The 438-nt window shown below is 56.4% G+C and carries 1 protein-coding gene; it reads left to right on the top strand.

All coding sequences use genetic code 11. The features are described 5' to 3' along the window. A partial coding sequence (locus SB751_RS28250; protein ID WP_410748817.1) for a DNA/RNA helicase domain-containing protein occupies positions 1-438 on the top strand: 438 nt, incomplete at both ends.

Genomic DNA, 438 nt, shown 5'->3' with positions numbered 1-438 from the left:
CAGTTCCGGGTACGCGCCGGGCAGCACTATGTGCGGTTCGTTGATGATCTCCTGCACATGCGGCTTCCGGCTGACGAAAAGTTCAGCTCCAACAAATATGAGTTTCTGGTTTTTGTCGAACTCTCCGACATGGTGAAGGAGATAGGACAAAGAGACGCCAGCTACGGTTTGGCCCGGCTCGTGGCCGGTTTCTCCTGGCCCTGGGTTTCCAGAAAGCCCCCCTACCAACATGACATCGAAATCGGTGACGTGCGGCTGCGGTGGAACAGCACCACTGTGGATTGGATCAACGCGAAAGGCGCCGCGGACGAGGTGGGCTGCATTCATACCACCCAAGGCTATGATCTGAACTACACCGCCGTAATCTTCGGCCACGAAATCCGCTATGACGAAGCGCTGGACCAGATCGTCATTGATCCCCGCAACTATCATGACCGG

It is taken from the genome of Cupriavidus sp. SIMBA_020 (genome assembly GCF_046535395.1).
GTDB classification, from domain to species: Bacteria; Pseudomonadota; Gammaproteobacteria; order Burkholderiales; family Burkholderiaceae; genus Cupriavidus; species Cupriavidus campinensis.
The sequence above is the reverse complement of the archived record's forward strand: the minus strand, read 5'-3'. Positions and strand labels throughout refer to the sequence as shown.